A 13,723-nucleotide genomic window follows, 5' to 3' on the forward strand; every position below is an offset into this window, starting at 1 on the left:
TTCGTACCATTTGCATTAAGCATTGACGGCTGGTATCGTGGGATGCTTCGCCGCTTTCATTTTGGAATAGGAAGGTTTTGACAATGGACGAGGAAGGGCATGAGGGGGTAGGGGAGCAGGAGCCCCTTGAATCGAAACGCTACCTGCGCTACCTGCAGAAGCTGCGCGAGAAGAGCTTCATGCAGGTCACCATCTGGACGGCGGCACTTCTGGTCGGATGTGCTGCCGTTCTCTTTGCACGTCTCATCACCGCTTCACAGGCTTTATTTTTCTCCCTGTTTCACGGCCATCCCTACCTCATGACCGCGGCTACCCCGCTGCTGTTCGTCGCTGCGACGCTGATCGTTCACAAGTTTGGACCCGAGGCACGCGGCAGCGGCATCCCCCAGGTGCTGGAAGCGATAGACCGGGCGCACGGGGATGACAAGCAGGAACCGCCGTGGCACAGCCCGCTGGTCTCGCTGCGCACGGCAGTGGTAAAGGTGATATCCAGTTGCGTCGGCATCATTGCCGGAGCGTCCATTGGGCGCGAGGGTCCCACCGTCCAGATTTCAGCCTCCGTCTTTGCTTTTTTCGGGCGCATGACACGCAGGGTGCTGCCCCAGGTTGATTTCCAGACCTTCCTCACTGCGGGGGCCGCGGCGGGCGTCGCGGCCGCGTTCAATGCGCCTCTCGCCGGTATTGCTTTTGCGCTGGAGGAAGTGACCGAGGGAGCGTTCGGGCGTTTCCGGGAAATGGTGATGCTCGCCGTCATCCTTTCCGGTATCGCCGCGATGGCCATAGCCGGCAACTACCTCTACTTCGGTCATCCTGCAGTCACGCTTACCCCCAACTTGCTGGTCCCGGAGACGCTGATTTTCGGCGTCGTCGGAGGGATCATGGGGGGCGCATTCGCCCGGCTGCTCGCCTTCCCGGAACTGTTCGGTCTCCCTCCCCAACCGTGGAAGAGGGCGCTCTACTGCGGCATTATCTGTGCTGCAGTTGGCTTGTTGACCGACGGAGTCTCTGCCGGATCGGGCTACGAAGTCACCCGCAGTTTCCTCGAGAGTTCCTCCATCGAGCAGTGGCCGGTGGGGCTGGGGATAGCGAAGTTCGTGACCACGGTCATTTCCTATCTTTCCGGAATGGCAGGCGGCATCTTTTCTCCCTGTCTATCCATTGGGGCCGGTTTCGGGTTCACCGTCGCCAAGCTACTTCATTTGCAGAACTTCAAGGTGTGCGGACTGCTCGGCATGGTCGGCTTCTTTTCGGGGGCCATCCAGGCCCCGCTCACCGCGGTGATAATCATCATGGAGATGACCGACGAGCACACCCTCATCATTCCCTTCCTGCTGGCGGCATATCTTTCCCGCAGGATCGGCAAGGTCTTCATGCCGGTCCCGCTGTACCGTTTCCTTGCCAGTAAGAATCGGAAGGGGTAACCGGATGTTATGCTTGATTTTGGAAGCCCCTCCTACCTTTCACGAAACAAGGTCAAATACCGCCATTCCTCTGCTACATAAGTGGTTGCTCGCGGATTAGGAATCTGATAGATTTCCGTTCAACTCACGCTGCAGAATAGGAACGTTTAGCAGGCGTGGCTTCAGGTAAGCTTTTTACGAGGGATGAAATGGACACTTCAGATATCCGCTGGCAACAGCGCCTTGCCAACTATAAGAAAGCCTTGTCTCAGTTGACCAAGTTCGTTGCCAAAGGAGAGCTGAATGAACTTGAGGAACAAGGCCTTATCAAGGCGTTTGAGTACACCTATGAACTTGGTTGGAACGTCATCAAGGACTTTCTCGCCAGCAGGGGCAGCAACTCCATTTACGGTTCCAGGGATGCTATCAGGGAAGCCTTCAGTACCGGCCTCATCGTTGACGGCGATGGGTGGATGGAAATGTACGCCGATCGTAACAGGACCTCCCATACCTACAATGAGGAGACCGCGGACGAGATCATGCGTAACATCCTTGCAAGGTACTACCCGCTGTTCATAGCACTGAGAGAAAAAATGGAGTCTCTGGTTGAGGAGGGGCGTTAAGCGGTGCTGTCTGACTCCGGGCTGAAAGAGGCCACCATTGAAAAGATCCGTTCCGTCTTCTCGCGTTATCCCGAGATAGAAGAGGTCATACTGTATGGTTCCCGAGCAATGGGAAGGCACAGAAACGGTTCCGATATTGACCTGACTATGGTGGGGGAGGGGGTGACTCACGCCCTGCAACTTAAGGTCGAAAATGAGCTCGATGACCTGCTTTTGCCGTACAAGATAGACCTTTCCGTGCTGACCGCTATAGATAACGCCGAACTGCTCGCCCATATTCAGCGGGTCGGCATAGTTTTCTACCGCAGGAACTGAGTTCACATGCCAGATTTACCCCGAGGCCACATCACTATGACCCCTGCCTTTCATCGTTATATCGGCATCGACTATTCCGGTGCTCAAACCCCAGATGACAGCCTGAGCGGCCTTCGGATTTACATGGCCACCGGAGATTTCCTTCCGGTTGAGGTAGGGCCGCCTCCGAGCCCGCGCAAGTACTGGACCCGTCGCGGCATCGCACAATGGCTCCTCGCCCGCCTGTCTGAGGATGTCCCCACCATCGTCGGCATCGACCACAACTTCTCATTCCCTCTCAGGTATTTCGAGATCCATCACCTAGAGCCGTATTGGCTCGCCTTTCTGGAAGACTTTCACCACCACTGGCCGACCGACGAGGAATACATGTATGTGGACTTCATCCGCGATGGGTTACACGGCAATGGCGCCGCTCGTGGCGGCAACCCCCGTTGGCGGCGGATTACAGAGGAGCGGTGTGGGGCCAAATCAGTCTTTCACTTTGATGTACCCGGATCGGTGGCGAAATCGAGCCATGCAGGGCTTCCCTGGCTGCGCTATTTACGGCAGCAATTGGGAGAGCGTGTTCACTTCTGGCCCTTTGACGGTTGGGAGATACCTCCGGGCAAGTCCGCACTGGTTGAGATTTACCCCTCGCTCTGGAGTAAGATCTATCCGTGTGAAGGCCGCACCCGCGATCAGCAGGACGCTTATGCAGCCGCCGCCTGGCTGCGCGATGTCGATCTCGATGGCAGCTTGGGGAGATATCTAAAGCCGCATCTGCTGCCGGGGCAATACCACGTTGCCCAAGTTGAGGGGTGGATCCTCGGAGTAATGTGAGCTCGCTCCGTCTGCTGCACGTCCCTGTCCCACTCCCTCCATCGCCCTTTATCCCGCATTATTCCGCCTTGTCACCCACCATCCCTTTTCATCAGAAATAGTACAAACATCCGAAATCACTGATTGCGTGTGTATTAGAAATCTGCTAGTTTCTTTGACCGGTTAAAGACCTCTGTTTAAAACTCACAGAGACGGTGGGCAGATGCAACGGAGACAGTCTGGCGGTGCTCGCTAAGAGTAAGGCGATGTCGCCCTGACCGTAGAGGTACTGGCAATGGGAAAGCTTTGGCAGTTTCTGTCGACCGTCTTCAGTGGGAGCGCAATGCACAGCGATGTGAACAGCGAACGTTTGAAGTCCCTGCCGCATCATTATGCGCAGTTCGACATGGAGTTGGCCTGGGAGATCAAGCAGGCGGGAATGGAGACGGTTGTCGAGGGGGTAGGGAAAAATCTCCGCTATGCCTTCATGGAAGGGATCGAAATCTGGATCGCAGCAGTCGATGCCGCAGGCCAAACAAGAGCCCGCAACGTCTGCTTCGTCATCCCGCGCCAAATCAGAATGGATGAAATCTTTCCCTTCAGCGTCAAGCTTCCGATTGAAGTGGAACCAGGCATGCAATTGAAGTTCACCTACAAGTATAAGGGGTCCGACGGCGGTGACGGGGGTGTGGACTGGCTGCAGAGTTTTGAGTGGACGCTGCCCTAAAAGATGTGGCAGCTGGAGTTGGAGGACGGAAACCGTACTTGGGGGATGAAACCTTATTCTTATACTCTCCCCTTGGGCCCTCATGACGGTTAGAAACGGACGCACCGGGTGGAGGAGGCGGCAGAGAAACGCATATTTTCATGGGCGTCCCTCTGTCCCCCGAGCTGATAGAAGCGCTTGAGGATTAAATAGTTGCGACGAGTTTATAAATGACGGTGAGGAGTGGAAATGGAAGCTGAATTAGATGATTTAGGTAAGAGTCTTTTGGAGTCCGTTCTTCTTGCAAGTTCAGGAGAGGACGATAATGTCCTTGAAAAATGGGAACATTTACTAAGGAAATTGGTACTCCTACAACAAAAAATTAGGAAGAAGAAAAATAAAAGTAGAGCCGACACCTTAACTTTACTGCTAGAGGTTACTAATTTATTAAATTCACTATCAGAGGTACTCACAGAACAAAAGGATATTTGTTCCAAACTAGCAAAATCGCCTCCTGAGCTACTAAAAGAATTACCTGAATACTTATTGCCACATCTAAGTGAATATATTGATTCGTATACATCTAAAAATAATTCTTCTTCAATTTTTACAGCTTCTCAAGATATTATTTGTAAAATCACCAATCATATTTTTAATGTCCTTAAGCTGTTAGGGCATATATACAATGATGTCAAACCAACAATGGATGACAGTACCAAGTCATTATTCGCTGCCAATCACAGAGAAGCCTTAGAAAGTTTACTCTATGTGTCAAACGCTACTGTGTCCACGTTGATCGTATTTCATTTTTCGCATGGTTATAAAACACCACGTATAATGAGTAGTTTTACTGAGGTAGTACATTGTGAGGTTAAAAAGCAGGCAACTGCTAAAGCAAGGACAACAAAGGAGGTCGAAAGTAAGGCGTTGCACGAAAGAATACTCAACACCTACTACGAAATAAAAGCAAATCGACCAGAAATATCTAAAAATGCTGCGTCACTGTTAATAGGGCCAATTGCAAAAATCAATCTTACCCCACAGGTTATAAGAAGACACCTTAATAAAATTTAATAATATGTACTCTTTGACAGAAAGTACATACTCTTTAACTGGTAGTATAGCTACTCTGCAACGGACGCACTCCTCCTAGGGGCCTGCAACTGCTATCCTCAACTCAAATAATTATTTTGAGGGAGGGATTATGGATTTCCGTGACCAACTGCAGTTTGTGGACCTTCTTAGTCACACCGCCATACTGGCCGCGGCTGGTTGCAGATTGGTGATGACAGTTGAGAAAACACTACGCTATTTTAGGCGAATCAAGAAGATGTTGACAGAGAAAAGGCGTAAAGGAGACAAGGGGGCAGTGGCTTTGAAAGCTCGAAAAAAGCGGCCGGTGAGATTCAATCTTCAAAGCCCGACGCAATTTGCCCCAAAAGAGAACCTGAAGCCTTGAGACCAATCCACCGGCTAAACTTCGTTGCTCGAATTTCAAAAGTGACAAAGATTGCTGCCGTGTCCATGAATAAGTTTCCTGAGCTTGGTTCTGATGTTGGAATAAAGAGGGTAAAATCCGATTGAGTGGGTCTAAGTTGGTGACCTGTAAGAGCCGCTAGCCGGGGAAAGCCTGTAGAGCCGAGGATAAACCGATAAAGGCAACCCCAGGAAACCTTGGCTAAAAAGCTCGCCTATACGAGTTACCTAAGCGCACGAACATACATGAGAGTGCATGAGGGCGGATTAGGCTGACTGAAGGTTGCCTATAGGGTGAGTTGAGCCAAGACCAGTCGACGAAAACGAGCGCCAACCAGACGGGCAGGAGCCCTCTCCGCGGCTTGCGGAAGGGGGCAAAAGCGGATGAGAGCCGAGGTGCTCCGGGGCTCATCCAGGCGTTGGCGGTAAAAAAGGGAAATAACAAAATGATTGACTACGCTGAAGATTATAGAAAAAAAAGACCAACGTACGAACATTATACTGCGAGATTATCTGAACTTATAAAAACGCTTCTTGTAGGTTACAAAATTAAGATACATGCAATTGAAAGTAGAACTAAGGAAGTAGAAAGTTTTCAACAAAAAATGCTTAAACCTGAAAAGAAATATAATGACCCCATTCACCAAATTACAGATTTGTGTGGAATTCGTGTGATCGTTTACTATGTTGACGATCTCATGCGCGTTGGAGATTTGCTTGAAAAAGAATTTGTAGTTGATTTAGATAATTCCTCAGATCGAGGATCGCTGTTGAAGCCAAATGAGTTTGGGTATCGCTCACATCATTACATTATTAGTTTGAAAGAAAGCCGTTCATCTCTTCCTGAATGGCAAACCTTTTCTTCAATAAAAGCAGAAATACAAGTCAGAACTGTACTCCAGCATGCATGGGCTGCAATATCACATGCGCTTCAGTACAAAAACAACGAGGAAGTTCCAATTGAACTAGCAAGAAAGTTATTCCGCGTTTCTGGTCTGTTGGAGTTAGCAGACGAAGAATTTACTGGCATTAAAAAACGAGGCACGGAAATTTCTGCAAACGTGGCGACGGCCCTAAGTGCCGGCAACTTAGAAATTACAGTTGATGGTGACTCGCTTAAACAGTACATAGAGGCCTCTGAAGTCGGTGCAAAAATTACTCAACTTGCCCTCAACGCTGGGTTCCAATTCCCAGATGAAGAGGTTTATGATTCGTTAGATGACACAGAAGATCCATTTTCAGGCCTTGCCTGGGCCTGTAACCAAGCAGGAATTTCATCCATTTCTAAGCTGGATGAAGTCTGCAGTAAAGATCTTGACTCTCTTTCAAAATTTTTTAGACGGCTAATAATTGCGAACGACACCCAGTGGTATGGGACAAAGCCGTGGTTCGTGCAATTGGCAGTAATGTTTGCTTGCCCGAAATCATTTAATGCGAAAGTTTTGCTGAAAAAAGGCTGGGGCAAAGACGTCGTTGCGAATGTTATCGACTCCATGTCTCTAAAAAAATAGAGCCAGTATACAGGCGGGAGGTAGTGGAACGAGGGGAGCAGAGGGACACGTGGAAGCATTATCAGGGCAGCAAGGGGACGTCCATGAAATTAGCCGATTAGCGCTAATCTTCAGCAGCATGCATTTTAAGACGTTTTCTGTCGCACCTTCTCGGTAGGATCGCCATGAATGATAACCCTTACAAGGAGTCAGACATGGCGCAGAATCGAATCCAGTTTCAGAAGGGCCTTAGCTTACCGGATTTCCTCCGCGATTTCGGCACAGAAGAGCAATGCGTTACCGCACTCCAGCAGATGCGATGGCCGAATGGATTTCTCTGTCTAGCTTGCGGCAGCTCGCGTTATAGCGTTGTGTGGCATCGCAAGTTAAAGACCTTCCAGTGCAAGAGTTGTCATAGCCAGACTACAGTGACTAGCGGAACCATCTTTCATTCGTCAAAACTGCCTCTGACGATCTGGTTTCAAGCAATGTACTTCCTGACTCAAACAAAGAACAACGTATCCGCCTTGGAGCTAACACGTCTACTTGGCATCTGCTACCGCACCGCCTGGCGCATGAAGCACAAACTGATGCAGGTCATGTGCGAGAGAGAAGCTGCAACTGTTCTTTCCGGCCGGGTCGAGGTAGATGATGCATACCTGGGTGGCCGACATGAAGGCAAAGGTGGTCGCGGATCAGAGAACAAAATTCCTTTTATCGCTGCTGTAGAAACCAACTCGCAAGGACATCCTAAACGTGCCGTGTTCTCGCCAGTGAAGGCACTAAACTTTGCAGAGATAGCGACATGGGCTTCTACATCATTGTCAGAATCAAGCACAGTCATTACCGACGGCTTATCCTCTTTCAGAGCTGTGGTAGCATCAGGATGCACGCATTCGTTTGAAGTAGTTGGACACCAGGGGGACGCCCATGAAATTATGCGTTTCTCTGACGGCAGTTCTGGAAGAATCGCATAAAATAATGGGGGTCCGTATGTCTCCCATTTACAATAAATAATAACAAGGGCAGGTTCCGATGATCTGTAGAAAGATAGCTTCACTAATTATATTCGTGTTATTTATGACAGGATGTGCGATGACTCCTGTAATATATTCAAAAAACAATTCCAAGGTGTCGTCCAAGAATAATATGTTGATTCAGTTCACGCCAGATAGATTGGAACTTGCTGATATTCTGTATGACTTGCTTCAAAAAGATGGTTATTCCTTAACTCGTGAAAAAAACGACGCGTGCTACTTATTTACAGGAACTTATCACGGCTATTTTGATGTTTTTCATGACAAGATTAAACATGGCCGATTTGTGATCTCGGAATTAAAGACTGGTAATGAAATGCTGATTATAGATGTTGGAGATTCAGGACTTACTAGCGCTGAAAGCCAACTGAAATTAGTAGTTGAAGAAATGAGGCAATTTAAGCAGCAGGGGGACGCCCATGAAATTATGCGTTTCTCTGATGGCAGTTCTAGAAGAATCGCATAAAATCATGAGCGTCCCCATGTTTTTTGACATGATCTGAGGGGGGGCTTTGACACGGGCAACAGTGGCAACAGTGGGACGCCCATCAAATTACCCATGCTCTCTTTTGAAAGGAGTAACGCGTCATGGCCTATGTCAGGATCGCTGTCGCGCTTCTTTTGACGACTTTCGCAGTTAGTGGTTGTGTACCGCCCGAACTCGATTGGCGATATCGACGAGCGGTCTTGGATATGCGCTCATCAAGCTTGCCTGGCGTGATTGGCAGCTTGGCTGTCGTCGGCAATGTTGATTCTTACGCTTTCACCAAAGACAACCTTTGGATCGTGTTCGCAGCGCCAACTAGGCGAGGACTCCCTGTCAACCGGTTCGCCAAAATCGATCTGCAGTACAATCGTTTTGTCGATCTTTATGCTGTCGACGGGTTTGCAGATGCGGCACTGGCTACCGGTTTTGATTCGATATGGCTTGGCGAAGGCCTTGGAGGGCAAAAGCTTCATCGTATCGACCCCAGTACCGGCGCAATAGTCGCGTCGATCGAGATCCCGCGCAACCCCGTTGCAGTTGCAACTGGCTTTGGAGGCGTATGGGTCCTAGCGGCGGAACGTGTGGAGAAATTTATCAACATAACGATGAGCATCAAACACCTGGCTCTTTTCAAGATAGATCCTAAGAATAACGCCATAGTTAAAGTAATAAGGCTTCCTATAGAGAAAATTCCATACTGGCCGGATCTAGGTGGCCGCATTGAAATTGTTGATGGCTATGTTTGGGTTTCCTTTAAGGATGGGGCGATATTTCGTATCGACCCCGAAACAAACAAGGTCCTGAATTCTTTTGCTAATCGGGAAGATGCCATTTCCGGTAAGGCTGCCTACCGCAGTATTTTAAGCGAGCAGAAGAAAATGCTGAAGCAAGCGACTGCCACTCTGGGCAGTCCGGTCTATGCTGTTGCATCTGGAATGGGAACCTTTTGGGCGTTTACCCACGGGAGCAAAGAGAGCGGTAATCCGCGCATAACGTGGATCATGAGACTTGACCCGACCGCCATCGGCACCGGTAATTCCGTCCCCCTGCCAGGGCAAGACATGAGCAAATGAAGGATACATGACTTTGGCTGCAGGGGACAAGTAAGAGCGCTGAGGTACGGTATGTTATATATCCAGCCTTGAATGCAACTGCGCCATCCTGACGCCAGCCCCGTCCATGTCACATACAAATTGGAGACACTAATCTTATGCCCTCTGACACTCAGATCCTCTATGGAGGTATTCCATGATTGACCGGATCGATCACATCGTTTTTACGGTGAAGGATGTGGCAGTAACTTGTGCTTTCTATGAGCGGGTATTGGGGATGAGAGTGGAAACTTTCGGTGAGGGGCGTAAGGCCCTTTGCTTCGGGGCGCAGAAGATAAACCTGCACCAGTTTGGCAATGAATTCGAGCCCAAAGCAAAAGCTCCAGCGCCAGGTTGCCAAGATATTTGCCTGATCAGCAGCATTGCCATTGCCGAGGTGGAAAAGCATCTGTTATCTTGCGGCGTGGCGATCGAAGAAGGCCCGATAAAAAGGACCGGTGCCACCGGCCCGATAAATTCAATCTATTTCCGGGACCCTGACGGTAATCTGATAGAAATATCCAATTACCTGTAAAAGCAGCCGCTCAACGTTTGAACTGGTAGCTGTAACCTGAAGTCGAGCTTGCCGGGCCGGTCGTTTTCGTAACTACCAATCTTTGGGGCCTGTCTCTAATCTGACGCAACGATGTCCTTTGATGAGCTGAGTGATGCCTGAAACAAAACCCGTCCATACCTTCTGGAATGACTCCAGTGTGCCGATCGTCGCAGTGAGGTGCAGTTGGCGGAGCGCGGAGAGTTACAAGGCGCACTGTCACAGGGAGTTCTGCGTCGGCGCGGTCACGGAAGGTAAGGCGGTGATGACGGTGAGGAACGAGACCTGCGTCTTGTCGCCCGGGCTCTTGGCGGTCATCCCGCCGGAAACCGTGCACAGCTGCAATCCTCCGGAAGGGGGAACCCGCTCGTACCGGATGGCCTTCTTCGACACAACGTGGTGCTGTTCCCTCCAAGAGGAGTTGTTCGGCAGGCAGGGAGACTTCATCCCGCCCGCGCAGTTTCTGCTGGAGAGCGACGCACTCTACGCATCCTTCCTCGAACTCACTGAACTTCTGGCGGGCGATGCCCTTCCTTTGGAAAAGACCGAGCGGGCAACGCAATTCGCGAGCGAACTTTTTGTCAGTACCTGCAACCGGCAACTTCCGGCTCCCGGCAAGGAGCGGGCGGGGATCATCCCGGAGGTCAAGGAGTACCTGGAGCAGCACGCGGATCTGAATATCACGCTGCAGGAGCTTGCCGTCATTTTTCGCTGCAACCCCTATCACTTGCTGCGCACTTTCAAGCAGGCGGTGGGTCTCCCTCCCCACGCTTTCATGCTCAACGCCCGCATCGAAGAGGCGAAACGGCTGCTGCTCGAGGGGATGCCCCCTGCCAGCGTTGCGGCGGAGACGGGGTTCGCCGATCAAAGCCATTTCCATAAGACCTTCCGGCGCCTCGTCGCTGCAACTCCCCGCCAGTACCAGCTCAGACCTGGCGCTGTCGGTTATCTTGCCAATACTGCAAATGTGGCACCTACCCCCACCCCCTAACCCCCTCCCGCGAGGGGAGGGGGGAAATAAGTCAATTTCCTACAATATTTAAAGTCCCAATCCGCGCTAACCTCCTGCAAAAAGTTTGGAGGCAGCGTGTCAAAGTATCTTGTCGAGTTCGCAGCGCTGGCGACGGCGCATTTCCTGGCCCTGATCAGTCCGGGGCCGGACTTCTTTCTTATCGTGGGAACTTCCGTCAGGGAGGGGGCTGCGCGGGCAGCGGCTCTTTGCGCCGGCATCGCCGCGGCAAACGGCGCCTACATCCTCCTTGCCCTCACCGGGTTCGCCTTTATCAAGCAAACCCCGCTGCTCTTCACGGCCATCAGGACGGCCGGCGCCCTTTACCTGCTGTACCTGGGGCTCATGCTGCTGAAGCCGTCACAACGCCCGGTCGGTTCATCGCTTCCGGCGGAGGCGGAAAGTGGCGGCACCACCCGCCGCAGGCAGTTCGCAGCAGGATTCCTCTCGGCCATCCTCAACCCGAAAAACGCCGTCTTCTACTTAAGCCTCTTCACCGTCATCGTGAGCCGCGAGACGCCGCAGACGATCCAGGTCGGCTACGGCTTGTGGATGGTTGGCGCCGTCTTCTTTTGGGATCTGTTGATAGCGCGCTTGGCGGGGAGCGAAAAGGTGAGATACCGCCTCGACCGTCATGCGCACTGGATCGAAAAGGGCTCGGGAGGAGCGCTGCTCCTCCTCGGGGCGGTGCTGCTGTTGCGGTAGTTGCGCCTATTTGACATGGGGAATACTTTTCCCTATACTGACCTAGCATGACCCGTCTTCATCACAACCGGAACTGGAAAATCGAAGTTTTCGGCCGGGAACATGGCATCCCGCATTTCCATCTGCGCTGGCCAGAGGGGCGAGCCTCAATTTCGATCGATACCCTTGAAGTTCTGGTCGGGATCCCGCCGAGGGATATTCTGTTGGAAGCACGTGCGTGGGCTCGGGTTAACAGGGCGCGGATCTGGGACGAGTGGCAAAAGCTGAATCAAGGATAGTGTTTATGGCTCAACAGATGATCACATCAGTCACCGCCGAGGCGCCGTCGCAGGTAACCGTTTCTTGGCGCTCTGGCAAGCACACCACGGTCGATGTCGCCGAATACCTTGACTCACCGGGGTACGAGAAACTTCGGGACCCTGAGTTTTTCGAGAGCGCACAGGTGGAGGAGTGGGGGCACGGAATCGAGTGGGGTGACGGCGAACTCGGCATCGATGCGGATACCCTATATCGGCTTGGGAAGGAGCAGGCGGGACTTGCCTATCCCGTGACCGACTTCAACGCCTGGATGGAGCGGAACGGTCTTTCCCTGGGAGCCGCCGCCAAGGCGCTCGGCATTACCCGCCGGACGATCGTGTACTACCACGGTGGTCACAAGCCAATTCCCATCTACATCCGGCTTGCTTGCATCGGGTGGGAGACCCTTCGACTGCAGAGCGCGGCGTAAACAATACTGGTGGCAAAAGTCCTGGGCTTCGGTCCGCTCGTTATGAGTTGGCCGGAGCCTTTTTCATTTCGGGACGGGAGGACGTCGGCCGGAGGCGGAGTTGGTCCTGCCGGTGCGACGACTATGGAGAAAAGCTCAAAGGCGGTAATCCGTTTCTTGACACGCCTGCGGGATTCGATATATTAGCACTCGCTAATAAATCTGAAAGGGAGGTGTCTATGCCTGAGAAGTACGATTCCGTGGAATTGAATTTCCGAAAGCAGCCTTTCCCGCAATACTTCGTGACGCTCCACAACTTGGCGGACGCCCTGGACGCCAACCAGCTCTACAACGATAACCGACCGGCGCACATTCATCCCGGGCAGAGGTTCAGGGATCACGTGGCAACCATGAAGGAACTCAGCATCGGCGCCGACCGGGGGGACGTTCTGCTCAAGGAGCAGCGGCAAGCGGTACGGGATCTCTCCGAACTGGACATCCATTCATCGGTCAGCTACATGAAGACCATCGCCATCCACAAGAAGGACCCTAGCATCCTTCACACGTTGAACCTGCCGCTCAAAGAAAGTCACCAGAAGAGTTCCAAGAGGTCGCAGTCTCCGCATCAGGTTGAGATACGACTGGAGCTGAGGCGTGTGAGAAACGAGTCCGGTGCAATTACCATTATCGGAACCCATGTCCGCAACGGCGGGCCGTACCTCATCAACCTATGCAAAGGGGAGCCGACCTCGGAAGCGAGTTGGTTCAACCCGGGGGGGCATTACAATACCTGCACCAAGATCGTGCAGAGGAACCTGGAACCCGCCAACAAATACTATGTCAGGATGAGGACCGATCGCCCTGAGGGGCCGGGACCATGGTCGCAGCCGGTATCCATCATCGTGTTATAAGCCTTTTCCCTCTCTCCTTGCTTCGGCCTGCCGGCATGACGGCAGGCTGAAGCTGCAACTCCTTCCTGCTTCCACATCCAAGGCTTTAATCTAAGCAAATCCCCCCTGACCCCCCTTTCACAAGGGGGGGACGCCGAGCAACGGTTCCGCAGCGTGGGCTGTATTGTCGTGGTTCCAGGAATTGCGATTTGGTTAAAGCTTTTCGAACTCCGAAAGAGAAACTCCCCCATAAACATATGCAAAACACTCGCAGACCTGCGTTTAAAACCAACTCAGTAGTGCTTAACTGTTGAGTGCCACGACATCGTGGACACAAATAAGTGCCACCACATCGTAGACAAAGTTCTCTGACAATCGAATAGCCATCGCGTAATCCTGTGGACACCGAAACCACGTTGGAGGTGTCCATGAAGGAT

16 protein-coding genes and 1 pseudogene are annotated in these 13,723 nt (G+C 51.8%); all 17 read left to right on the plus strand.

Annotated elements, in window-relative coordinates; translation table 11 throughout:
* Nucleotides 1-83: 83 nt before the first annotated feature.
* The 17 genes and pseudogenes from H7687_RS21295 to H7687_RS21375 all read left to right on the plus strand — a co-directional run bounded on the left by H7687_RS21295 (nt 84) and on the right by H7687_RS21375 (nt 13,307).
* A complete protein-coding gene (locus H7687_RS21295) occupies nt 84-1,421 on the plus strand; it encodes a chloride channel protein (RefSeq protein WP_183351208.1) in 1,338 nt (445 codons plus the stop codon).
* 188 nt (nt 1,422-1,609) lie between these two features.
* On the plus strand, nt 1,610-2,023 hold the full coding sequence (locus tag H7687_RS21300; RefSeq protein WP_183351210.1) for a nucleotidyltransferase substrate binding protein: 414 nt from the start codon (nt 1,610-1,612) through the stop codon (nt 2,021-2,023).
* Between the two features lie 3 nt (nt 2,024-2,026).
* Nucleotides 2,027-2,338, plus strand: a complete 312-nt coding sequence (locus H7687_RS21305) for a nucleotidyltransferase domain-containing protein (RefSeq protein WP_246405058.1) — start codon at nt 2,027-2,029, stop codon at nt 2,336-2,338.
* A 36-nt stretch (nt 2,339-2,374) separates the two neighbouring features.
* Nucleotides 2,375-3,157: a hypothetical protein gene (locus tag H7687_RS21310; protein WP_183351212.1), complete on the plus strand. Its 783-nt coding sequence runs from the start codon at nt 2,375-2,377 to the stop codon at nt 3,155-3,157.
* 274 nt (nt 3,158-3,431) lie between these two features.
* Nucleotides 3,432-3,863, plus strand: a complete 432-nt coding sequence (locus tag H7687_RS21315; protein WP_183351214.1) for a hypothetical protein — start codon at nt 3,432-3,434, stop codon at nt 3,861-3,863.
* Nucleotides 3,864-4,091: 228 nt separating this feature from the next.
* A complete protein-coding gene (locus H7687_RS21320) occupies nt 4,092-4,916 on the plus strand; it encodes a hypothetical protein (protein ID WP_183351216.1) in 825 nt (274 codons plus the stop codon).
* 130 nt (nt 4,917-5,046) lie between these two features.
* Nucleotides 5,047-5,301 carry a hypothetical protein gene (locus H7687_RS21325; RefSeq protein WP_183351218.1) on the plus strand — a complete coding sequence of 85 codons (255 nt, stop codon included), beginning with the start codon at nt 5,047-5,049 and terminating at the stop codon, nt 5,299-5,301.
* A 379-nt stretch (nt 5,302-5,680) separates the two neighbouring features.
* A complete protein-coding gene (locus tag H7687_RS21330) occupies nt 5,681-6,829 on the plus strand; it encodes a GTP pyrophosphokinase (protein WP_183351220.1) in 1,149 nt (382 codons plus the stop codon).
* A gap of 194 nt (nt 6,830-7,023) precedes the next feature.
* Nucleotides 7,024-7,758: pseudogene (locus tag H7687_RS21335) on the plus strand (IS1595 family transposase); the annotation flags it as partial.
* A gap of 145 nt (nt 7,759-7,903) precedes the next feature.
* Nucleotides 7,904-8,311 carry a hypothetical protein gene (locus H7687_RS21340; protein ID WP_183351225.1) on the plus strand — a complete coding sequence of 136 codons (408 nt, stop codon included), beginning with the start codon at nt 7,904-7,906 and terminating at the stop codon, nt 8,309-8,311.
* 122 nt (nt 8,312-8,433) lie between these two features.
* The gene (locus H7687_RS21345) at nt 8,434-9,405 is read left to right on the plus strand and encodes an NHL repeat-containing protein (RefSeq protein ID WP_183351227.1); all 972 of its coding nucleotides are present in this window, start codon (nt 8,434-8,436) and stop codon (nt 9,403-9,405) included.
* Between the two features lie 175 nt (nt 9,406-9,580).
* Nucleotides 9,581-9,958 carry a VOC family protein gene (locus tag H7687_RS21350; protein ID WP_183351229.1) on the plus strand — a complete coding sequence of 126 codons (378 nt, stop codon included), beginning with the start codon at nt 9,581-9,583 and terminating at the stop codon, nt 9,956-9,958.
* Nucleotides 9,959-10,091: 133 nt separating this feature from the next.
* Nucleotides 10,092-10,967 (plus strand): AraC family transcriptional regulator, encoded by an 876-nt coding sequence (locus H7687_RS21355; RefSeq protein WP_183351231.1) that lies wholly within the window; start codon nt 10,092-10,094, stop codon nt 10,965-10,967.
* 96 nt (nt 10,968-11,063) lie between these two features.
* The gene (locus H7687_RS21360; protein WP_183351233.1) at nt 11,064-11,690 is read left to right on the plus strand and encodes a LysE family translocator; all 627 of its coding nucleotides are present in this window, start codon (nt 11,064-11,066) and stop codon (nt 11,688-11,690) included.
* 47 nt (nt 11,691-11,737) lie between these two features.
* The gene (locus tag H7687_RS22235; RefSeq protein WP_183351235.1) at nt 11,738-11,968 is read left to right on the plus strand and encodes a DUF4160 domain-containing protein; all 231 of its coding nucleotides are present in this window, start codon (nt 11,738-11,740) and stop codon (nt 11,966-11,968) included.
* A gap of 5 nt (nt 11,969-11,973) precedes the next feature.
* A complete protein-coding gene (locus H7687_RS21370) occupies nt 11,974-12,417 on the plus strand; it encodes a DUF2442 domain-containing protein (RefSeq protein ID WP_183351237.1) in 444 nt (147 codons plus the stop codon).
* 218 nt (nt 12,418-12,635) lie between these two features.
* The gene (locus tag H7687_RS21375) at nt 12,636-13,307 is read left to right on the plus strand and encodes a hypothetical protein (RefSeq protein WP_183351239.1); all 672 of its coding nucleotides are present in this window, start codon (nt 12,636-12,638) and stop codon (nt 13,305-13,307) included.
* Nucleotides 13,308-13,723 lie beyond the last annotated feature (416 nt).

The sequence above is a fragment of the Geomonas paludis genome (assembly GCF_014193585.1).
Taxonomy (GTDB): domain Bacteria; phylum Desulfobacterota; class Desulfuromonadia; order Geobacterales; family Geobacteraceae; genus Geomonas; species Geomonas paludis.